Source organism: Pseudomonas thermotolerans DSM 14292, assembly GCF_000364625.1.
Classification (GTDB): domain Bacteria; phylum Pseudomonadota; class Gammaproteobacteria; order Pseudomonadales; family Pseudomonadaceae; genus Aquipseudomonas; species Aquipseudomonas thermotolerans.
Window position 1 is genome coordinate 23,330 of record NZ_KB822622.1, and the last position, 19,738, is coordinate 43,067.

Below are 19,738 nucleotides of genomic sequence, written 5' to 3' on the forward strand. Positions count from 1 at the left end.
TGGCCGGGGCCTTGGCCCCGGCCTTTTCGTTATGAGGAGTCCGAGATGATCCTGCAGGTCGACGATATCGAAGTGCTCTACGAACAGGTGATCCTGGCGGTACGCAACGTCTCGCTGGCAGTCGGCGAAGGCCAGGTGGTGGCCCTGCTGGGCGCCAACGGTGCCGGCAAGAGCACTAGCCTCAAGGCCATCGCCGGGCTGGTGCGTGCCGAGCGCGGCGAGGTGGTGCGCGGGCGGATTCTCTACCAGGGCGAGGAGGTCACCCGCCGGGCGCCGCAGGCCCTGGCCGCCCGCGGTCTGGTGCAGGTCCTGGAGGGGCGCCACTGCTTCGCCCACCTGAGCGTGGAGGAGAACCTGCTCGCCGGCGCCTTCGCCCGTCCGCGCGTCTCGCGGGCCCAGCTGCGCGAGGAGCTGGAGCGCATCTACGCCTGGTTCCCGCGGCTGAAGACCCGGCGCCGCAGTCTGGCCGGCTACACCTCCGGCGGCGAGCAGCAGATGGTGGCGATCGGCCGCGCGCTGATCTCCCGGCCGCGTCTGGTGCTGCTCGACGAGCCCTCCATGGGCCTGGCGCCGCAGATCGTTGAGGAGATCTTCGAGATCGTCGCCGCGCTGAACCGCGAGGAGGGCGTCAGCTTCCTGATCGCCGAGCAGAACATCGAGGTGGCGCTGCGCCATGCCCACCATGCCTACGTGCTGGAAAGCGGCCGGGTGGTGGACCAGGGACCGGCCCAGGAGATCGCCCGTCGCGAGGATCTCCACGCCTTCTACCTGGGTGGTCAGGCCGCACAGGGTTGAAGTGTTGCTCGGCGAACAGCGGATCAGCAGTTTGTCGCCGGGCGGGCAGGGCGGTGCGCGGGGAGGCTGCGGAGCGCCGCTGCGGCGGAGTGGCACGAGTGCTGCATTATTCCTTAATAAAAAATTAAAAGATATTGAAATTTGTTTTTGGAATAAGAAGGGAAGTCACCCGTTCAGGAGACCACCATGCGTCATGCCCCCGCGCTTCATCCGTTCGCCCGGCTGCTGGCCCTTGCCGCAGCCGCCCTCGCCCTGGTCGCGCCGGCTCGGGCCGCCGAGCTGCCCAAGGAGCTGAAACTCGACTACGCCTACTACTCGCCGACCAGCCTGGTGCTCAAGCGCTTCGGCTGGCTGGAGCAGAGCGTCGGCCCGGACACCCGGGTATCCTGGGTGTTCAGCCAGGGCAGTAACCGCTCCCTGGAGTACCTCAACAGCGGCGCCGTGGACTTCGCCTCCACCGCCGGCCTGGCCGCGGTGCTGAGCCGCGCCAACGGCAGCCCGATCAAGACCGTGTACATCGCCAGCCGGCCGGAGTGGACCGCGCTGGTGGTGGGCAAGGACTCGCCGATCAGGACTCTCGAGGACTTGAAGGGCAAGAAGATCGCCGCCACCAAGGGCACCGATCCCTTCCTGTTCACCCTGCGCAGCCTGGCCACCGTGGGCCTCGGCAAGAACGACGTGGAGCTGGTCCACCTGCAGCACCCGGACGGCCGCACCGCGCTGGAGAAGGGCGAGGTGGACGCCTGGGCCGGGCTCGACCCGCTGCTCGCCGCCAGCCAGCTGCAGGCCGGCTCGCGGATCCTGCACCGCAACCTGGAGTTCAACAGCTACGGAGTGCTGAACGTCACCGAGAAGTTCGCCAGGCAGTACCCGCAGGCCATCGACCAGGTGCTCAGCGCCTACGAGAAGGCCCGCGCCTGGGCCCTGGAGAATCCCCAGGAGCTGGCCGGGATCCTCGCCGAGGAGTCCGGCCTGCCGCTGGAAGTCGCCCGCCTGCAGCTGGAGCGCACCGACTTCAGCAACCCGCAGCCCGGCGCCGAGCACATCGCTGCGCTCAAGGCCGCCGCGCCCATCCTCGTCGAGGAGCAGCTGGTGCGCCGCGGCACCGACGTGGAGGCGGTGGTGGAGCAACTGATCGAGCCGTCCTTCGGCCGTCAGGTGATCGCCCGCAACTGAACGTCCCAGGCGCGCCTGCCCGGTCCGGCGGGCCGCCGTCCCGACCGGAGCCCGAGATGACCACCAAGAGCAAGCCGCTGCCGGCGTTCGCCGGCCTCACCTGGAAAACGCGTCCGGACGCCGCCCTCTGGCGCCGGCGAGCCAAGGGACTGGCCATTCCGCTGAGCCTGATCGTCCTGTTGGAGATACTCGTCGGCATCGGCTGGGTACCCGCCTACCAGATGCCGGCGCCCAGCGAGATCCTCCTGACTCTCCGCGAGCTGGCCGAGGGCCCGCTGTGGACCCACATCGGCGCCAGCCTGGCGCGGGTCTTAGGCGGTTTCGCCATAGGCGCCGGACTGGCCCTGCTGGTGGCCCTCTGGGTGGGTCTGAGCCGCGAGGCGGAAGCCTATCTGGAACCAACCTTCGCCGGCCTGCGGGCGATCCCCAGCCTGGCCTGGGTGCCCCTGCTGCTGCTCTGGCTGGGCATCGACGAAACCTCCAAGGTGGTGCTGATCGCCATCGGCGCCTTCTTCCCGGTGTACCTCAATGGCGTGGCGGCGATCCGCAACATCGACCGCAAGCTGGTGGAGGTGGGGCAGATGTACGGCTTCACGCCGCGCCGCCTGGCCCGGCGCATTCTCCTGCCGGCGGCGCTGCCGGGGCTGCTCACCGGACTGCGCGGCGGTCTCAGCCTGGCCTGGATGTTCCTGGTGGCTGCCGAGCTGATCGCTGCCACCAAGGGGCTCGGCTACCTGCTCACCGACGGCCGGGAAACCTCGCGGCCGGACGTGGTGCTCGCCGCGATCATCGTCCTGGCCCTGCTCGGCAAGCTCAGCGACGGCCTGCTGGCCCGCCTGGAGCGGCAGTTGCTGAGCTGGCGAGACGCCTTCGCCGGCCAGGGCGGGGAGGGTTGAGGATGAGCACGCCCCTGCTGGACATCCGCATCGAGCGCAAGAGCTTCGCCGGCGCCACCGTATTGCAGAACCTCGGTCTGCGGCTGGCCGAACGGGAGATCGTCAGCCTGCTCGGCCCCAGCGGCTGCGGCAAGAGCACCCTGCTACGCATCGCCGCCGGCCTGGAGCGCGACTTCAGCGGCCGGGTGCTGCGCGCCGACGGTGCGGTGGCCTTCGTGTTCCAGGAGCCGCGACTGATGCCCTGGCTGACGGTGGCGGAGAACATCGGCTTCGCCGACGATCGAGACTACGACCGCGAGCGGGTCGCCCAGCTGATCGCCGAGGTGGGCCTGGAGGGCTTCGCCGAGGCCCTGCCCAAGCAGCTCTCCGGCGGCATGGCGCAGCGCGTCGCCCTGGCCCGCGGACTCTACTCGCGGCCGCGGGTGTTGCTGCTCGACGAGCCGTTCAGCGCGGTGGACGCCTTCACCCGCATGAAGCTGCAGGACCTGCTGCTGCAGTTGGCCGAGCACCACGCCATCGCCTTGCTGCTGGTCACCCACGACGTGGATGAGGCCCTGTACCTCAGCGACCGGGTGCTGGTGATGGGCAGCCGGCCCAGTGGCATCCGCCAGGAGCTTTCGGTCGCCCTGCCGCGTCCCCGCGACCGCCGCGATCCCGAGCTGGCGCGGCTGAAGGCCGAGGCGCTGACCGAGCTGCATCTGGCCCATGCGATTTGAGGAAACCGGCTGACTCGAAGAGCGGGGCGGCGTTGTTCAGGTATAGCGGCCGTTCCCGCTCCCCAGCCTTCCAGGGCTAGGGGGGAGGGCGGCGCGGCGGTGCGAGGCCGGAGCCGGCGCCTTCAGCCTGCCGGACAGGCTTGGGGCTGGCTCCCCCGCCGACAGGCGGCTCCCCCAGATCCCCTCTCCCATCGGGAGAGAGGCTGGGGGAGAGGTCCTTACAGGCCGAACAGCCGCGCCGCGTTGCCGTAGAAGAACTTCTCCAGCACCTCGTCGCGGAAGCCGAGGCGCCGGGCGTCCTCGATGCTCTGACGGATCGGCCGGAAGGTGTAGGAGGAGCCGAACAGCAGCTGCTCGGCGAGGAAGCCGTTGGCAGCCTGCACGTAGGCCTCGCTGCCGGGCAGGAACAGGTACATGTCCGGCACCAGGTGGATGTTCTCGTAGCGGAAGGCCACGCCCAGGGCCTGCTGCACGTTGGGCCAGTAGCCGTGGTAGGCGATGATGGGCAGCTGCGGGAAGGCGCGAGCCACGGCGGCGAGACGGCCAGGGTCGTTGTAGGCCGGGTCCGGGGTGGTCGGGCCGCTCATCAGGAACAGCGGTACGCCCTTGCTCTGCAGGTGCTCGTAGATCGGCCAGTAGAGCGGATCGTCCGGGTGCCGGGGCGGCTCGCCGAAGCCTGGTTCCAGGTCGATGCCGGCCAGGCCCAGTTGGTCGATGGCCCGGTCGATCTCCGCCAGTGCCGCTTCGACGCCCTGCAGGGCTGGGTCCACCGCGCCGATGCCGAGCAGTTCGGCATGGCCGTGGACGATCTGCTGGATTTTGTCGTTGGGCAGGTGCTGGCTCGGGGTGTGGCGGCCGACCACCACCGCCTTGGTCAGGCCCGCCTCGCGCACTTCGGCGAGGAAGCCTTCCTGGCTCAGGGAGCGCTCGAAGTGGTCGTCCGGCCCGCGGGTGCCGACCCGCCGGTTCAGCCAGCGGGCGGTGGCGTGTTCCGGCGTGCCGGGGGCACCCCCGAAGAATGGGTGCAGGAAGGCCGGCCGACAGCGCATGTCGATGACTTTCACGCGGCGTTCTCCTTGCTGGTGGTGGCGCGCACGTCGAAGGCCCCGCCGGTGAGCACGCCGTCCACGGTGACGCGACCCTTGCCGGGCAGTAGCGGGAAGACCAGTTCGGCGAAGCGGTAGGCCTCTTCCAGGTGCGGGTAGCCGGAGAGCACGAAGGTGTCCACGCCCAGGTCGGCGTATTCCTTGAGGCGCGCGGCCACGGTTTCGGGATCGCCGACCAGCGCGGTGCCGGCGCCGCCGCGCACCAGGCCGACGCCGGCCCAGAGGTTGGGGGCGACTTCCAGCTTGTCGCGGCGTCCGCCGTGCAGCGCGGCCATGCGCCGCTGGCCCTCGGAGTCCATCTTCGCGTAGTTGGCCTGGGCCTTGGCGATGGTCTCGTCGTCGAGGTGCTTGATCAACTCGTCGGCGGCGGCCCAGGCGGCCTCGTTGGTCTCGCGGACGATCACGTGCAGGCGCACGCCGAAGCGCACGCTACGGCCGTGCCTGGCGGCGCGCGCACGGACGTCGGCGATCTTCTCGGCCACCGCGGCCGGTGGCTCGCCCCAGGTCAGGTAGGCGTCCACGTGCTTGGCGGCCAACTCGTGGGCGGCGGCCGAGGAGCCGCCAAAGTACAGCGGCGGGTAGGGTTTCTGCACCGGCGGGAAGAAGTTCTGCGCGCCCTGCACCTTCAGGTACTGGCCGTCGAAGTCCACGGTCTCGCCGGAGAGCAGCCGGCGCCAGATGGTCAGGAATTCGTCGGAGGCCGCGTAGCGCTCGTCGTGGGAGAGGAACACGCCGTCGGCGGCCAGCTCGGTGGCGTCGCCGCCGGGCACCACGTTGAGCAGCAGGCGGCCGCCGCTGGCCTGGTCGAGGGTCGCCGCCTGGCGCGCGGTGGCGGTGGGGTTGCCGAGGCTGGTGCGCAGGGCCACCAGCAGCTTGATGCGGCGGGTCACCGGCACCAGGCTGGAGGCGGTCACCCAGGGGTCCAGGCAGCTGCTGCCGGTGGGGATCAGCAGGCCGTCGTAGCCGAGCTGGTCGGCGGCCACGGCGATCTGCCGCATGTATTCGTTGGTCGCCGGACGACCGCTGTCCGACTTGCCCAGGTAGCGGGTGTCGCCGGAGGTGGGCAGGAACCAGAAGATGTCGAGACTCATGTGTGCTTCCTCGTTGCTGTGGAATGGGCAACGCAAGGTTGGTCAGGCTGGAGTTGGCGACGATTTGCGGAATTTCGCCGGCATTCGCCGCCATTTCCAGCTCTTCATATGGAAAGCTGTACTATCCGGCTGTCCCGTGGGACAGGCTCGGCGCGGCGCTTGTTGACCACCAGCTCGCCGATGGCGATCAGCCGCGCACGGGTGACGTTGCGGCTGAGGCCCAGCAGGTTGGCGGTATGCACCTGGTTGTAGTGGCAGTAGCGGTAGGCGGCGCGCAGCAGGCTGTCCTCCACCAGGGCGTGGAGGTTGCCGCCGCTCTCCTCGAAGAGCCGCTGGAAGGCGTTCAGCAGCTGCTCCTCGGCGCTCAGGGGACCGCTCGCTTGGGACTGGGTCTCGGGGCGCTCGATGCGGATGTTCGACAGGCGCAGGTCGTCGGCCTCCACTACGCCGTTTCGGCATACCAGCAGGGTGTGGTGGATGACGTTCTCCAGCTCGCGGATGTTGCCCGGCCAGTCGTAGCCCACCAGCTTGCGCTCGGCCTCGGGGCTCAGGCGCACCTCGCCGTAGCCGAGGCGCTCGCTGTAGGTGCGGATGAAGTGCCGGGCCAGGGGCAGGATGTCGCCGGGCCGCTCGCGCAGCGGATGCAACTGCAGGCTGACCACGTTGAGGCGGTAGTAGAGGTCCTCGCGGAAGTTGCCGGCGCTGATCGCCTTGTCCAGCTGCACGTTGGTGGCGGCCAGCACCCGCACGTTGATGGGGATGCTCTTGCGCGAGCCGAGGCGCACCACCTCGCGCTCCTGCAGCACGCGCAGCAGCTTGACCTGGATGGGCATCGGCAGGTCGCCGATCTCGTCGAGGAACAGGGTGCCGCCGTTGGCCTCCTCGAACCAGCCGGCCTTGGCCGACAGGGCGCCGGTGAAGGCGCCCTTCTCATGGCCGAACAGCTCGGCCTCCACCAGGGACTCCGAGAAGGCGCCGCAGTTGACCGCGACGAAGGGACCGTTGCGGCGGCCGCTGAGGTTGTGGATGTGCCGGGCAACCAGCTCCTTGCCCGTCCCGGTCTCGCCGATGATCAGGACGCTGGCCTCGCTGGGGGCGACCTGTTGCAGATGGGCGAGTAGCGCCTGCGATCTGGGGTCTTCGAACACCTGTGCGGTGGCCCTGATCGAGGTAGCCAGTGAAGGGGAGGGGGGCAGGGTCAGTAGTTGCATGGGCATCCCTTAGGAATAGAAGGTGGGCGTCGGGTGCACCTGGTTCAGGGCCCAGTCGCCCAGTTCCACGAGCTTGTAGTCCAGCGGGTCGTGCAGGCTCTGGGTACGCAGGTTGCGCCAGTAGCGGTCGAGGCGCAGCGCGGCGCTGGTGGCGCGGGCGCCAGTGACCTCGAAGATGCGGCTGCAGACGTCCAGGCCGGTACGGATGGCGTTGACCTTGGCCGCGGCTATGGCCAGGGCCAGTTGCCCGCGTTCCTCGCTGCCCAGGGCGTGCTCCTTGGCCCAGGCCTCGTCGAGCAGCCCGGCGGCGCGTTCGACCAGTGCCCGCACGGCTTCCAGACCGGCCCAGAACTCGCCGTAGTGGCGCAGCACATAGGGGTCCTCGCTGACGTGCTCGGCCTTGGACCTGAACCAGGGACGGCTTTCCTTGAGGGTGTAGCTGCGCGCTTCCTCCAGGGCGCCTTCGGCGATGCCGAGGAACAGGTGGGCGAAGATCAGTTGGGCTATCAGCGGGCGCAGGCAGGCGAAGGGGGTGCTCAGCGGGCCGGGGTCCAGCAGCAGCTCGTGCTCCTCGACACGCACCCGCTCGAAGGTGGCGCTGCCACTGTCAGTCTGCCGCTGGCCCATGTTGTCCCAGTCACCGTGCAGGGTGATGCCGGTGCGTCCGCTGGGGATGGCGGCGATCAGCAGCTTGCCGCCGGCGCTTTCGTCGATCGCCGAGGCGATCAGCATTTCCGAATCGCTGGCTCCGGAGCAGAAGCTCTTCTTGCCGGAGAATTCCCGCCAGCCGTCGAACTTCTTCACCACGGTGCGCTTGTCCAGGGGGTTCAGGGCGTTGCCCCAGAACCAGTTCTTGCGCGCGGTCTGCTCGAACCAGGGCTGCCACTGGTCGGGACGGGAGAACAGCCGCACGGTAGCCAGCATCAGGTGCTGGAAGCCGAACACGTGGGCGATGGAGCTGTCCACCCTGGCGAATTCGCGGACCACGCTCAGGGTCTCGCTCCAGTTGGCGCCGAGGCCGCCGAACTGGGTGGGAATGCTCAAAGCCAGCAGACCGCTGGCGCGGATGGCGTCGCGCTGGGCCTTCGGAGTGCCGCCGCGGGCATCCCGTTCGGCGGCGGTTTCGGCGAACTCGGCGGCCAGTTGGCGGGCGATCTGCAGCGGGTTCGCTGGGGTGGGGCGTTGTTGGGCGCTCACGCGAGAGTCCTCTTGTTCCTGTCCTGGATGGCCGGGGCGGCGCCTTTCAGGCGATCTTGCGCAGCAGCTGCTGTTCGGCGAACAGCGGCAGGGCGCGTTCGGCGGCCAGGCGGATGCGCGCCTGGAGGGCTTCGCTGGTGATCTGGTAGTCCTGGAAGTCGGCTTCCGCGGCATACACGCCGATCGGCAGGGTGAGCGACTGGAAGAAGCTGAACAGCGGGCGCAGCTGGTGGTCGAGGATCAGGGCGTGGCGCTCGCTGCCGCCGGTGGCGGCGAGCAGCACCGGGGTGTCGATCAGCGCCTCCTGGCCGATCAGGTCGAACAGGTGCTTGAACAGCCCCGGGTAGGTGCCGCGATACACCGGCGTGGCGACCACCAGCAGGTCGGCCTCCTCGATGCGGCGCAGCTCGCGCTCCACGCTTTCCGGTAGCTCCTTGCGCCACAGCGCGCTGCCCAGCGGGCGGGCGATGTCGCCCAGTTCAATGAGGTAGCTGTCGATCGCCAGGTGCTTGCCGAGTTCGGCGAGCAGCGCTTGGGTCAGCGCCAGGGTGCGTGAGGGACGGGAGGTGCCGCCGGAGACGGCGACGACTTTCAGGGGAGTGCTCATCTGCGAGGTTCCTGTGGAAGTTGCTCGGAGTGCCGGGCGGAGCAATTGCCGTACCAATGGAAAAGTCCTTTGAAATCAGCTGGATATGGAAATCCAGAGCGCCCGCCCGTGTTGGCTGGGAGGATCAACTGCTGATTCGCTGTTGCTGGGCAGACAGTTGATTGGCTGTTGCTGGAGCAACAGTTCGCGAAGCCAGGCGTTCGCCATGCACTGGCGCCTTTTATAGAACGGACCTTTTATTTCTAAAAATAATTGATGTAAATATTTATATTTCCTAAAGGAATATAAGTGGTCCGCTACGAAACGGATTGCTGCATGGAGGGCAGGGGCCTCGCGGCTGGCCGCTGACCGCCGGGCAACAGCGACACCAGCGGCGTGGCCCAGCTGAAGTGATGCGCGAGCGGCGTCGGCACCGCCTGGTACGAGCGGAGTCGTGGCGATGCCTTCGGCGTCGGCTTGTCGGAGAAGATCCAGAGTGGCTACCGCTGGCTGGGTAGGCACTACGAGGTGGCGACCAGGTGTTCATCCTCGGCTTCAGCCGCGGTGCCTACTCGGTGCCCAGCCTGGTGGGGCTGATCCGCAACGCCGGGCTGTTATGCCCGGAGCATGGGCGGCGCGCCGCCGATGCCTACGTCCTGTACCGCAGCAGCGACGAGGGAACGAATCCGCCCGTGCCCGCTGGTGGTGCGGCCGCAACGCCCAAACAACCGGACCCTCGCCAAGGGAAGCCCCCAAAAGGGGCGTGTGACGCCGTGACGCACAGAGTTGTGCACAATCGTAAAACATCGTGGGAAGCAGCTCGCAGAATCCTACGTAACTGCTTGATTCTTCGTGGCGTGTTTTTAAGTCAATGAAAAATATGGATTTTTTCATTGGTGAAAAAACTGCCAATTTGACTCGGAGCCCCGAACGATAGGGCCTTGCGATCCTTTCGCCCAAGTTGTCCACGAAGTTATCCACAGCTTCTGTGGATTGTCGAAAGCCCCGCCGTGGAACGTAAAACGCCGCTTCTGACAAGTCTTTACCAGCTCGGGAAAATCGGTAGAGTGCGCGCCTTCCAAGTCACCAGCTGCCGATTCATGCCGAGTTCAACCCCCGTCCGTTCCGCCCAGCCCCGTCTGCCGCTGCGTCTCGCCCTGTGGATGCTCGACCGGCCGGAACTGGGGCGGCGCATCTGGGTCAAGCGGGTCGCCGGCAACCTGCTCAAGCGCCATGCGCGGCGCGGCGTGGTGGCTGCGCAGAGCCGTCTCGGCCAACTGCTGTGCAGCGAGTGCGGTAATGCACGCGACCGGCGCATCGGTCTCGAGCTGCTGCGTCAGGCGGCTCGCGGCGGCGATGCCCGTGCCCGGCAGGCGCTCCTGCACCTGGAACGAGCCTGAGCCGCCGGCGCTGCGCTGGTTATACTGCCCGGCAGTCCCGCGCGGAGCCGCCCATGACCCTCGATCTGCCCAACCTGCTGCTCGGCCTGGCCCTCGCCGCCGTGCCTTCCGCTCTCCTGGTATGGCGCCTGCAGCGAGCCCTGGCCCGCCAGCGCACTGACAACGCCCTGCTCGAAGAACGCCTGAGCCATGCCCAACTGGCCCAGGACGGGCTGAGCGCGCAGCTCGACGAATACCGTGACGAGGTAGCCGAGCTGCACGAGCACAGGGCCGACCAGCAGGCCGAACTGGCCGCCCTGCGCCGCGAGACCGACCTGCTGCAGGCGGAACGCCGCGCCAGCCGCGAAGCCGCCCAGGCCTGGGCCGAGGAGCGCGAGCGCCGCGAGGCCGAGCTGCGCCGCCTGGACGCCGAGCGCGCCGCGCTGCTCGCCGAGCTGCGCGAACAGCGCGACAGCCACCAGCAGCGCCTGGCCGACCTGCAGGGCGCCCGCGACGAGCTGCGCGCGCAGTTCGCCGAGCTGGCCGGGAAGATCTTCGACGAGCGCGAGCAGCGCTTCGCGGAAACCAGCCAGCAACGCCTCGGTCAACTGCTCGACCCGCTGCGCGAACGCATCCAGGCCTTCGAGAAGCGCGTCGAGGAGAGCTACCAGCAGGAGGCCCGCGAGCGCTTTTCCCTGGCCAGGGAGCTGGAGCGCCTGCAGCTGCTCAACCAGCGCCTGAGCGACGAGGCCACCAACCTGACCCGCGCCCTTCAGGGCCAGAAGATCCAGGGCAACTGGGGCGAGCTGGTGCTCGAGCGGGTTCTCGAGCACGCCGGGCTGGAGAAGGGTCGCGAATACCAGACCCAGGTCAGCCTGCGCAGTAGCGAGGGCGAGCGCTTCCAGCCGGACGTGCTGATCCGGCTGCCCGGCGACAAGCAGGTAGTGGTGGACGCCAAGGTCAGCCTGACCGCCTACCAGCAGTTGATTGCCGCCGGGGACGAGCAGCAGCGCCAGAGCGCCCTCAAGCAGCACGTGCAGTCCCTGCGCAACCACCTCAAGGGCCTCTCGGTGAAGGACTACCAGCGTCTGGAAGGGCTGCACAGCCTGGACTTCGTGCTGCTCTTCGTGCCTATCGAGGCGGCCTTCGCCGCCGCCCTGCAGGCCGACCCGGAGCTGTTCCGCGAGGCCTTCGAGCGCAACGTGGTGATCGTCAGCCCGACCACCCTGCTGGCCACGCTGCGGGTCATCGACAGTCTCTGGCGCCAGGAGCGGCAGAGCCAGAACGCCCGGGAGATCGCCGAGCGCGCCGGGGCGCTGTACGACAAGTTCGTCGCCTTCGTCGCCGATCTCGACGAGATGGGCAGCCGCCTGCAGCAGCTGGACAAGGCCTACGCCGCGGCGCGCAACAAGCTGGTGGAGGGCCGTGGCAACCTGGTCGGTCGGGTGGAGAACCTCAAGCTGCTCGGTGCTCGGGCCAGCAAGAGCCTGCCCGCCGAGCTGCTGGAGCGCGCCGCGGTGCCCTTGCTCGACGACACCGGGGACTAGCCGCCTATCGGGCCTCCGGCAGTCCGCCGATGAATTCCCGCAGCCACAGCGCCAGCTGGCGCGGTTCGTTGAGCAGCAGCTGCCAGTGGCCGCGGCGCGTCTGCCGGCGCACCAGGTTCGGAACCCAGCGCTCCAGGCCATCGAACAGCTGCGGTCGCACGTAGCGGTCGCGGCTCGCCACGATCAGCTGTACCGGCACCCGGGTACGGCGCTCCCGCGGCCGCGAGAGGCGCGCGAAGAAATTGGCGCGGTACAGCTTCACCCCGTGTTCGCCGTCGGACGCCTGGGTGCTGCCCGGTCGCGGATCGTGGACGCCCTCGAGGCGGTTGAGGAACAGCGGCCAGAGCCGGCCCAGGCCGTGACGCCAGAGAAACTCCGGCAGCCAGGGAGTGTGGAAGAAGGCGATGTACCAGGAGCTGAGCAACTGGCCGAGCAGCTGTAGGAGGGCCCTGGGGCGGCGTGCGGCGAGACGCGCGCGCATCCAATGGCCGACGTGGTCCAGGCAGGGCCCGGAGATGCTGGTGAAGGACGCCAGGAGTGGCTCGATGCGCGGCTCGGTGACCGCCTCCCAGGCCTGGATCGAGCCCCAGTCGTGGGCCACCAGGTGCACCGGGCGGTCGGGGCTCAGCGCGCGGATCACCGCCTCCAGGTCATTGGCCAGGTGGGCCAGGCGGTAGGCGCGGGTCTCCCGGGGGATCTGCGAGGCGCCGCTGCCGCGCACGTCGTAGGCCAGCACCTGGAAGTCGGCGGCCAGCAGGCGCGCCAGGGGCAGCCAGACCTCGTGGCTGTCCGGGTAGCCGTGAACCAGCAGGATCACCGGCGAACCGGCCTTGCCCCAGCGGTAGACGGCCAGCTCGACGCCGTCGCCCATCACCCGCAGGCGCTCCGGTCCGAGGTGCAGCGGGGCGTTCATGCCGCGTCTCCGCAGGAGTGGATGAAGAAGTGCATGGGACTCTCTCTCGGTTGCCAGGCGCGCAGCATGGCGAAGGCGCCGGAGCCGGGCACTCATCCAAGGGCGGGAAGATGGACGGTGTCGTAGGGCCTGCTGTTACCGGCCTACCCAGTGCCGCGGCGCGGCGGCTATGATCGCAGCCATGAAGGACACCCCGAGTTTTCTCCAGCGCCTGCTGACTCGCCGGCCCTCCCTGGGCGCGCTGACCGGCGCCGAGTACAGCGTCGATCAGTTGGCCGCCGCGGCCGGCACCACGGTGCGCAACGTGCGGGCCTACCAGGACCGCGGCCTGCTGCCTCCGCCGGAACGCCGCGGGCGGGTCGGTGTGTACAACGAGGGGCATCTGGTGCGTCTGCGCCTGATCGGCCAGCTGCTCGAGCGTGGCTACACCATTGCCAGCATCCGCGAGCTGCTCGACGCCTGGCAGCAGGGCCAGGGGCTGACCCACGTGCTGGGCCTGGGGGATGCCATCGTCGGGGCCTGGAACCGCGTAGAGCCGACCCGCCTGGAATTCGCCGAGCTGCAGGCGCTGTTCGGCGAGGAGCTCACCGACGCCAACCTGGATCGCGCCCAGCAGCTGGGCTTGGTGGAGTTCGCCGGCGATGCCTTGCGGGTGCTCAACCCGCGGGTGTTCGCCGCCGGGGTGGAACTGCACCGCGCCGGCATTCCACTGGCGGCGCTGCTCGAGCTGTTCGCGATGATCCGCGAGACCCTGCGTCCTGTGGCCGACGGCATCGTCCGGCTGATCGTCCAGCACCTGGTCAACCCGCTGCTCAGCGAGAGTCTGCCGCGGGCGGACGAGTTGCAGCAGCTGAACGACCAGCTGCTGCGCCTGCGCCCGCTGGTCGAGCAAGTTGTGGACGTGGAACTGGCGCGCAGTCTGGAACTGTCCGCCAACCGCGAGCTGGGCGAGCGGGTCGGCAGCCTGCTCGACGGCTTCCTGAAATCCTGAGTCAGGCCGCCACCGGCTGCGGGCCGAAGGTCTCGACCCGGTTGCGGCCCCGGCGCTTGGCCTCGTAGAGCGCCTTGTCGGCGTTGCCGACCAGATCCTCCTCGCAGCTCGCCTGGCTCTGGGCGCTGCTGGCTACGCCGATGCTTACCGTGACGTGTCCGCGCGCGCTGCCCGCGTGGGGCAGCTGCAGGGCCTCCACCGCAGCGCGGATGCGCTCGGCGATCTCGCGCGCGGTGGCCAGATCGGTGTCGGGCATCACCACGCAGAACTCCTCGCCGCCGAAGCGCGCGGTGAAGTCGCACTGTTCGCGCACGCTGTGGTGGATGGTCTCGGCCAGCTGGCGCAGGCAGGCGTCGCCGGCCAGGTGGCCGTAGGTGTCGTTGTAGAGCTTGAAGTGGTCGACATCCAGCCTCAGCACCGCGAGCGGCTCGCCGTTGCGCTGGCTGCGCATCCATTCGCGTTCCAGGGTCTCGTCCAGGTGGCGCTTGTTGGCGAGGCGGGTCAGGTTATCGGTGCGGCTGAGCAGGGCCAGTTCCCGGTTGGCCAGGGCGTACTTGTAGGCCAGCACCTGGTTTTCCCAGGCCAGCTTCAGCGCGGCGTTGAAGCGGCTCTGCAGGCGCCGGCCCATCTCCGCGATGAAGGGGCACACCGCCCAGGCGGCGATGGCCAGGTAGAGCGTCTGGGGTTCGTCGTCGAGAGCGAAGGCGATGCCCAGGAAGAAGAACATGGGCACGTGGAAGGCCAGGTGTGCCGGCCAGAAGGACACGTTGCTCAGCGCGCCCATCACCGAGGCCAGGGCGATGCAGGCGTAGATGATGTCCTGGTAGGGCGAGCCGTAGCGCATCAGCCAGATGGCGCCAATGCCCCAGACCAGGCCCACCGCGGCACACTGGCACATGGTCAGGCGCGCCCAGGTCAGCGGTTGCAGCAGCCGGGGGTTGCGCCGGTGGACGACGACCAGGCCGAGGCGCACTAGCATCAGCAGCACCAGCAGGCCGAGCCACAGGCCCAGTCCGCCGAGGGGCGCGTTGAGATGATAGATGCCGAACACCAGGCTGCCGGCGACCACGTTGCCGACGGCCGTGGCAGGGCTGGTGGAGAACAGGCTGGCAATCCGTTCGGCGAGGTAGTCCCGTGGCGGTACCTCGAGAATGGGCGTGGTCGGCGCTCCTTCGCCGTAGGCAAGACTCATGGGCACGACTCCGTGCAGATACCGCGACGATGTGGCGATGGTTGCATCCCTGATGCCAACACCGCCTTCCATGCAACGGATGCTAGCGTAATACCATCACCGTGAGTCCCGCCAGCAGTCCGCCGGCGATGAAGGGCAGGGTGCGCAGCAGCAGGCCGCGGCCGCCGACCAGGGCGATCAGCAGCGCCTTCACCAGACTGTTGCTGAGCACCGCGAGGAATATCCCCAGGGTGGCCACCGGCGCGGCCAGCTCGCCCTGGGCGCCGCGCGCCAGGGACAGGGTGATGGCGTCCACGTCGCTGAGTCCGGAGAGCAGTGCCACCAGGTAGACGCCGGCGTCGCCCAGATGGCGGCGGGCCGCCTCGACCAGGAAGAGGATCAGGGTGAGCAGCAGGGCGAAGCGCAGTGCCGGGCCCAGCTCGAAGGGGTTCTTCAGCGGCGCCTCGGCGTCTGGCGCCGGCGCGGCACGGGCGCGCCGCCAGTGGAGCAGGGCGCCGGCGGCGTAGACCAGGGTGGCGGTGCCCAGTGGCCAGGCCAGGGCGCCGAGCAGCGCCGGGTTGACCACCCCCACCTCGAGCAGCACGCGGGGGAACATCAGCGCCGAGGTGGCCAGCAGGCCGGCCGCCAGCAGCGGCTGCAGGCCGTGCTGCTCGCGCAGGCGGGCGAGGGTCAGGGTCATCGCCGTGGAGGAGACGATACCGCCGAGCAGCGCGGTGATCAGCAGACCATGGTGGGTGCCGACCAGGCGGATGGCCATGTAGGCGGCGAAGCCCAGCCCGGCGATCAGCACCACCATCCACCAGGTGACGTAGGGGTTGAACACCTGCCAGGGGCCGTAGCCCTGATTCGGCAGGGCCGGCAGCAGCACCACCGAGATGAACAGCAGCTTGAGCGCGCCGGAGATCTCCGCACCGCTCAGGCGGGCCAGGCTGCGATGCAGGAATTCCTTGAGACTAAGCAGCAGGGCCACTACCACGGCGCCGGCGGCGGCCAGGCTGGTGTGCTCGCCGATCGCCAGGCTGCCGAGCAGGAAGGTGGTCAGCAGGGCCAGCTCGCTAGTGATTCCCGGGTCGCCTTCGCGGCGCAGCTCGCTGAGGTAGGAAGCCACCACCAGCAGGGCCAGGCCGGCGAAGATTGCCGCCCAGACGACGATGCCATGGAGGCTGGCGAGCAGGGTAGCGAGGGCGCCGAGCAGGGCGGTGAGGCCGAAGGAGCGGATCCCGGCGACCAGCCGCTCGGCGCTGTCGCGCTCGCGCCAGCCACGCTCGGCGCCGATCAGCAGGCCGGCGGCCAGGGCAGTGGCGAAGTCGAGCAGCAGGTCTTCGGCGTGCATGGCGGCGTCCTTGGCGAATGAGGCAGGGCGCAAGCATCCCGACTCGCGCCGCGCGCCGCAAGTCCCTTGGCGAGGGGCGGCGTCTCCCGGCTCAGCGCAGGGGCAGGTGACGGCTGAGCAGGGCGCGCAGGGCGGCCGGCTTGACCGGCTTGGCCAGGTAGTCGAGGCCGGCGGAGTGCACCTGGGCGATCAGCTCGGGGCGTCCATCGGCGCTGATCACCACGCCGGGCAGAGGCTCGCCGAGGCGCGCGCGTAGCCAGGCCATCAGCTCGGTGCCGGTCTCGCCCTCGTCCAGGTGGTAGTCCACCAGGGCCACCTGCGGGCGTACGTCCTCGGCCAGCAGGTGCTCGCACTCCAGGCGGTTGCGCGCCGTCCACACCTGGCAGCCCCAGCGCGACAGCAGGCTGTGCATGCCGGTGAGGATGCTGTCCTCGTTGTCGATGCACAGCACCTGGGTGCCGCTCAGCGGCGAGCCGTTAACCTCCTTGAGGCCATTGATCGGCTTGGGAGCCTGCGTCGGGGTCCGGGCCAGCGGCACCTGGACGCTGAACACGCTGCCCTTGCCCGGCCAGGAGCGCACCTCCAGCGGGTGGCCGAGCACCCGGCAGAGGCCGTCGGCGATCGCCAGGCCGAGGCCCAGGCCCTTCTCGGCACGGGTCTGGTGGCTGTCCAGGCGCTTGAACTCCTCGAATATCTCCTTGCGCTTGTCCTCGGGGATCCCCGGGCCGCGGTCCCAGACCTCCAGGCGCAGGCCGCCGGGCACCCTTCGCACGCCGAGCAGTACGTCGCCCTGGGCGTAGCGGAAGGCGTTGGTCAGGAAGTTCTGCAGGATGCGCCGCAGCAGCTTGATGTCGCTGTCCACCCGCAGGCGGCTGCCGCGCAGGCGGAAGCGCGCGCCGCGTTCCTGGGCGATGGCGCGGAACTCGGCGCCGATGGCGTCGAACAGCTCGTTGAGCGGGAAGGCGGTGCGTTCCGGAGTGATCCGCCCGCTCTCCAGGCGCGAGATGTCCAGTAGGTCGCTGATCAGGTCTTCGGCCGAGCGCAGCGAGCTGTCCAGGTGCTGGACCAGTTCACGGGCCTCCGGCGGCAGCGACTCGGATTGGTGGGCGAGGGCCGCGGAGAACAGCCGGGCGGCGTTCAGCGGTTGCATCAGGTCGTGGCTGACCGCGGCGAGGAAGCGGGTTTTGGAGGCGTTGGCGGCCTCGGCCACGGCCTTGGCTTGGCTGAGCTGCTGGTTCAGCTCGGAGAGCTCGCGGGTGCGCTCCTCGACGCGCTGCTCGAGGCCCTCGTTGGCTTCCTTGAGGGCATGCTCGGCTTCGCGGAACGCGGTGATGTCGGTGAAACTCATCACGAAGCCGCCGCCGGGCATGGGGTTGCCGATCAGCTCGATGACCCGGCCGTTGGGGAACATCCGCTCGGAGGTGTGCGCGGTGCCCTGGCGCATCCAGTACAGGCGTTTCTCCACGTGCTGTTCCACGTCGCCCGGGCCGCACAGGCCGCGCTGGGCGTTGTAGCGGATGATGTCGGCGATCGGCCGGCCGATGCTGATCAGCCCCTCCGGGTACTCGAACAGCTCCAGGTAACGGCGGTTCCAGGCCACCAGGCGGAGGTTCTGGTCGACCACGCTGATGCCCTGGGTGATGTTCTCGATGGCCCCCTGCAGCAGCGCGCGGTTGAACTGCAGCACCTCGGAGGCCTCGTCGACGATGCGCACCACGTCCTCGACCTGCATCTCGCGGCCCTCGATGGCCGCCTTCACCACCGCGCGGGCCGAGGAGGCGCCGAGCACCCCGGCGAGCAGGCGTTCGGTGTGGGCGATCCATTCGCTGTTGGCCGGCTGGCTGGGGTTGAAGCTCAGCCCCAGGCGATAGGCGAAGCGGGTGAAGCTCTGCCGCGCGCGCTCCTCGCCGACGAAGCGGCTGGCCAGCACCAGCAGGTCGTCCACCTGGACCGCCAGCAGGCTGCGGCCGCTCGGCTTGTGGCCGAGGTCCTGGCTGATGAAGCGCCCGGCCTGCCAGTGCTCGGAGACCCGGGTGCGGGAGAAGTAGGAGACCCAGAGGAACAGCAGGAAGTTGCAGCTCAGCGACAGCACGATGCCGCGCACCAGCGGCTCCACCTCGAGGCCTATGGGGTGGTAGAGGAGGGTCTCGAGGAACGGGAAGTGGTCCAGCGGCCAGCCCAGGCCGCGGGCCAGGATCGGCGTCACCAGGGTGTAGAACCACACCAGGGAGCCGGCGGTCAGCCCGGCGAACACCCCGCGGCGGTTGGCCTGCTTCCACATCAGGGCGCCGAACATCGCCGGGGCCAACTGGGCCACCGCGGCGAAGGAGATCTGCCCGATGGTCGCCAGGCTGGCGGTGTCGCCGAGCAGGCGGTAGCAGACGTAGGCGCAGAGCAGGATCAGCACGATGCTCACCCGCCGCGCGGTGAGCATCCAGTGGCGGAACAGCTCGAAGGGGCGTTCGGCGCTCTTGCGGCGCAGCAGCCAGGGCAGCAGCATGTCGTTGGAGATCATGGTGGACAGCGCCACCGACTCGACGATCACCATGCCGGTGGCCGCCGAGGCGCCGCCGATGAAGGCCAGCAGGGCCAGGGTGGGATGCGCCTCGGAGAGCGGCAGGCTGATCACGAAGGAGTCCGGCATCACCCCGCCGGGCAGCAGCATCTGTCCGGCCAGGGCGATGGGCACCACGAACAGCAGGGCGAGCGCCAGGTAGGCGGGGAACACCCAGCGGGCCAGGCGTAGGTCGCGCGGCTCGATGTTCTCCACCACGGTGACGTGGAACTGCCGCGGCAGGCAGATGATCGCCATCATCGCCAGGCCGGTGTGCACCAGCATCGCCGGCCAGTTCACCGTCTCCTGCCAGAAGTCCGCCAGCGCCGGCGTGCTGCGTGCCTGCTCGAAGAGGTCGGCGAAGCCGCCGAACAGCCCGAAGGTGACGTAGGCGCCCACCGCCAGGAAGGCCAGCAGCTTGACCAGCGATTCGAAGGCGATGGCCAGCACCATGCCGCGGTGGTGCTCGGTGACGTCCAGGTTGCGGGTGCCGAACAGGATGGTGAACAGCGCCAGGATCAGCGAGACGATCAGCGCGGTGTCCTGGGCGCGGGTGCCGGCGGATTCGGCGCCGGCGCCGGTGAGGATGTTGACGCCGAGGACGATGCCCTTCAGCTGCAGGGCGATGTAGGGCAGTACGCCGACCAGGCAGATCAGGGTGACCACCACCGCCAGGGTCTGCGACTTGCCGTAGCGGGCGGCGATGAAGTCGGCGATCGAGGTGATGTTCTCCTGCTTGCTGATCATCACCATCTTCTGCAGCACCCAGGGCATGCACAGCAGCAGGATCACCGGCCCCAGGTAGATGGGCAGGAATGACCACAGCTCGCCGGCGGCCTGACCCACCGCGCCGAAGAAGGTCCAACTGGTGCAGTACACCGCCAGGGACAGGCTGTACACGCCCGCGCGCACCGACGCCGGCAGGGGCGCGCGGCGGCGGTCGCCGTAGAAGGCGATGGCGAAGAGGATGGCCATGTAGCAGAAGGCGACCGTGGCGATCAGCCCACCGGACAACGACATGTCGAACTCCACAAGGAAACCGCGAAAGCCCCGAA

Annotated in this window: 17 protein-coding genes; 8 read left to right on the forward strand and 9 right to left on the reverse strand. The window is 69.0% G+C overall.

The window, feature by feature from the left end:
* Positions 1 to 45: 45 nt before the first annotated feature.
* The 4 genes from H165_RS0115620 (at position 46) to H165_RS0115635 (ending at position 3,583) form a co-directional block, all read left to right on the forward strand.
* Positions 46 to 795 (forward strand): ABC transporter ATP-binding protein, encoded by a 750-nt coding sequence (locus H165_RS0115620; RefSeq protein WP_017939881.1) that lies wholly within the window; start codon positions 46 to 48, stop codon positions 793 to 795.
* Between the two features lie 186 nt (positions 796 to 981).
* Positions 982 to 1,971 (forward strand): aliphatic sulfonate ABC transporter substrate-binding protein, encoded by a 990-nt coding sequence (locus H165_RS0115625; RefSeq protein WP_017939882.1) that lies wholly within the window; start codon positions 982 to 984, stop codon positions 1,969 to 1,971.
* A gap of 56 nt (positions 1,972 to 2,027) precedes the next feature.
* On the forward strand, positions 2,028 to 2,867 hold the full coding sequence (locus H165_RS0115630) for an ABC transporter permease (RefSeq protein WP_017939883.1): 840 nt from the start codon (positions 2,028 to 2,030) through the stop codon (positions 2,865 to 2,867).
* A gap of 2 nt (positions 2,868 to 2,869) precedes the next feature.
* The gene (locus H165_RS0115635) at positions 2,870 to 3,583 is read left to right on the forward strand and encodes an ABC transporter ATP-binding protein (RefSeq protein WP_017939884.1); all 714 of its coding nucleotides are present in this window, start codon (positions 2,870 to 2,872) and stop codon (positions 3,581 to 3,583) included.
* Positions 3,584 to 3,801: 218 nt separating this feature from the next.
* Here H165_RS0115635 and H165_RS0115640 read toward each other — a convergent pair whose 3' ends face one another.
* The 5 genes from H165_RS0115640 to msuE all read right to left on the reverse strand — a co-directional run bounded on the left by H165_RS0115640 (position 3,802) and on the right by msuE (position 8,795).
* The gene (locus H165_RS0115640) at positions 3,802 to 4,647 is read right to left on the reverse strand and encodes an amidohydrolase family protein (protein ID WP_017939885.1); all 846 of its coding nucleotides are present in this window, start codon (positions 4,645 to 4,647) and stop codon (positions 3,802 to 3,804) included.
* Positions 4,644 to 5,780 carry an FMNH2-dependent alkanesulfonate monooxygenase gene (ssuD, locus tag H165_RS0115645; protein ID WP_017939886.1) on the reverse strand — a complete coding sequence of 379 codons (1,137 nt, stop codon included), beginning with the start codon at positions 5,778 to 5,780 and terminating at the stop codon, positions 4,644 to 4,646. The genes H165_RS0115640 and ssuD overlap by 4 nt, the downstream gene beginning before the upstream one ends.
* 104 nt (positions 5,781 to 5,884) lie before the next feature.
* Positions 5,885 to 6,991, reverse strand: coding sequence for a sigma-54 interaction domain-containing protein (locus H165_RS0115650; RefSeq protein ID WP_017939887.1), 1,107 nt, complete (start codon positions 6,989 to 6,991; stop codon positions 5,885 to 5,887).
* A 9-nt stretch (positions 6,992 to 7,000) separates the two neighbouring features.
* Positions 7,001 to 8,188, reverse strand: coding sequence for an acyl-CoA dehydrogenase family protein (locus tag H165_RS0115655; protein ID WP_017939888.1), 1,188 nt, complete (start codon positions 8,186 to 8,188; stop codon positions 7,001 to 7,003).
* Positions 8,189 to 8,234: 46 nt separating this feature from the next.
* Positions 8,235 to 8,795, reverse strand: coding sequence for an FMN reductase (gene msuE, locus H165_RS0115660; protein ID WP_017939889.1), 561 nt, complete (start codon positions 8,793 to 8,795; stop codon positions 8,235 to 8,237).
* Between the two features lie 566 nt (positions 8,796 to 9,361).
* Between msuE and H165_RS20270 the strand changes: the two genes are divergently transcribed.
* From H165_RS20270 to H165_RS0115670, 3 genes are all read left to right on the forward strand, one after another.
* Positions 9,362 to 9,649, forward strand: a complete 288-nt coding sequence (locus H165_RS20270; protein ID WP_420493627.1) for a hypothetical protein — start codon at positions 9,362 to 9,364, stop codon at positions 9,647 to 9,649.
* A gap of 225 nt (positions 9,650 to 9,874) precedes the next feature.
* Positions 9,875 to 10,174, forward strand: a complete 300-nt coding sequence (locus H165_RS0115665; RefSeq protein ID WP_026146672.1) for a hypothetical protein — start codon at positions 9,875 to 9,877, stop codon at positions 10,172 to 10,174.
* A 53-nt stretch (positions 10,175 to 10,227) separates the two neighbouring features.
* Entirely contained in the window at positions 10,228 to 11,700 is a 1,473-nt protein-coding gene (locus H165_RS0115670) for a DNA recombination protein RmuC (RefSeq protein ID WP_017939891.1), read from the forward strand.
* 4 nt (positions 11,701 to 11,704) lie between these two features.
* On the opposite strand, the gene H165_RS0115675 is transcribed toward H165_RS0115670, so the two are convergent.
* Positions 11,705 to 12,613: an alpha/beta fold hydrolase gene (locus H165_RS0115675; RefSeq protein ID WP_017939892.1), complete on the reverse strand. Its 909-nt coding sequence runs from the start codon at positions 12,611 to 12,613 to the stop codon at positions 11,705 to 11,707.
* Between the two features lie 181 nt (positions 12,614 to 12,794).
* Here H165_RS0115675 and H165_RS0115680 point away from each other — a divergent pair, with 181 nt between their 5' ends.
* Entirely contained in the window at positions 12,795 to 13,604 is an 810-nt protein-coding gene (locus H165_RS0115680) for a MerR family transcriptional regulator (RefSeq protein WP_017939893.1), read from the forward strand.
* 1 nt (position 13,605) lies between these two features.
* Here H165_RS0115680 and H165_RS0115685 read toward each other — a convergent pair whose 3' ends face one another.
* The 3 genes from H165_RS0115685 to H165_RS0115695 form a co-directional block, all read right to left on the reverse strand.
* A complete protein-coding gene (locus H165_RS0115685; RefSeq protein ID WP_017939894.1) occupies positions 13,606 to 14,796 on the reverse strand; it encodes a GGDEF domain-containing protein in 1,191 nt (396 codons plus the stop codon).
* Between the two features lie 82 nt (positions 14,797 to 14,878).
* On the reverse strand, positions 14,879 to 16,129 hold the full coding sequence (locus H165_RS0115690; protein WP_017939895.1) for an MgtC/SapB family protein: 1,251 nt from the start codon (positions 16,127 to 16,129) through the stop codon (positions 14,879 to 14,881).
* 91 nt (positions 16,130 to 16,220) lie between these two features.
* On the reverse strand, positions 16,221 to 19,703 hold the full coding sequence (locus tag H165_RS0115695) for a hybrid sensor histidine kinase/response regulator (RefSeq protein ID WP_017939896.1): 3,483 nt from the start codon (positions 19,701 to 19,703) through the stop codon (positions 16,221 to 16,223).
* Positions 19,704 to 19,738 lie beyond the last annotated feature (35 nt).

Coding starts and splice junctions, on each gene's coding strand:
- H165_RS0115620 (WP_017939881.1), top strand. CDS start 46: ATGATCCTGCAGGTCGACGATATCGAAGTGCTCTACGAACAGGTGATC.
- H165_RS0115625 (WP_017939882.1), top strand. CDS start 982: ATGCGTCATGCCCCCGCGCTTCATCCGTTCGCCCGGCTGCTGGCCCTT.
- H165_RS0115630 (WP_017939883.1), top strand. CDS start 2,028: ATGACCACCAAGAGCAAGCCGCTGCCGGCGTTCGCCGGCCTCACCTGG.
- H165_RS0115635 (WP_017939884.1), top strand. CDS start 2,870: ATGAGCACGCCCCTGCTGGACATCCGCATCGAGCGCAAGAGCTTCGCC.
- ssuD (WP_017939886.1), bottom strand. CDS start 5,780: ATGAGTCTCGACATCTTCTGGTTCCTGCCCACCTCCGGCGACACCCGC.
- H165_RS0115650 (WP_017939887.1), bottom strand. CDS start 6,991: ATGCAACTACTGACCCTGCCCCCCTCCCCTTCACTGGCTACCTCGATC.
- msuE (WP_017939889.1), bottom strand. CDS start 8,795: ATGAGCACTCCCCTGAAAGTCGTCGCCGTCTCCGGCGGCACCTCCCGT.
- H165_RS0115665 (WP_026146672.1), top strand. CDS start 9,875: ATGCCGAGTTCAACCCCCGTCCGTTCCGCCCAGCCCCGTCTGCCGCTG.
- H165_RS0115670 (WP_017939891.1), top strand. CDS start 10,228: ATGACCCTCGATCTGCCCAACCTGCTGCTCGGCCTGGCCCTCGCCGCC.
- H165_RS0115675 (WP_017939892.1), bottom strand. CDS start 12,613: ATGAACGCCCCGCTGCACCTCGGACCGGAGCGCCTGCGGGTGATGGGC.
- H165_RS0115680 (WP_017939893.1), top strand. CDS start 12,795: ATGAAGGACACCCCGAGTTTTCTCCAGCGCCTGCTGACTCGCCGGCCC.
- H165_RS0115685 (WP_017939894.1), bottom strand. CDS start 14,796: ATGAGTCTTGCCTACGGCGAAGGAGCGCCGACCACGCCCATTCTCGAG.
- H165_RS0115690 (WP_017939895.1), bottom strand. CDS start 16,129: ATGCACGCCGAAGACCTGCTGCTCGACTTCGCCACTGCCCTGGCCGCC.
- H165_RS0115695 (WP_017939896.1), bottom strand. CDS start 19,703: ATGTCGTTGTCCGGTGGGCTGATCGCCACGGTCGCCTTCTGCTACATG.